General features: G+C 72.2%; 1 protein-coding gene. It reads left to right on the forward strand.

The features are described 5' to 3' along the window. The coding region (locus JHD74_RS26230; protein WP_199063933.1) for a hypothetical protein at window positions 1-262 on the forward strand (262 nt) is incomplete at its 5' end. Window positions 263-320: the final 58 nt, after the last annotated feature.

Genomic DNA, 320 nt, shown 5'->3' on the forward strand with positions numbered 1-320 from the left:
CCCCCCCCCCCCCCCCCCCCCCCCCCCCCCCCCCCCCCCCCCCCCCCCCCCCCCCCCCCCCCCCCCCCCCCCCCCCCCCCCCCCCCCCCCCCCCCCCCCCCCCCCCCCCCCCCCCCCTTTTAATGCTCCGGCGACCACCGAGATCTACACCCAGTTGGCATCGTCGGCAGCGTCAGATGTGTATAAGAGACAGGCCATGTGGGCAGTGTTATCAGACGCAGCAGCCACTCCCCCCGTCGTGACGGGTCTGCTTTACTTCTAAAAGAGCATGGGCTATCAGCTCCCTCTCCCTTTGGGAGAGGGTTGGAGTGAGGGGTCTG

It is taken from the genome of Serratia sp. ASV30 (genome assembly GCF_016428815.1).
Taxonomy (GTDB): domain Bacteria; phylum Pseudomonadota; class Gammaproteobacteria; order Enterobacterales; family Enterobacteriaceae; genus Chania; species Chania fonticola_C.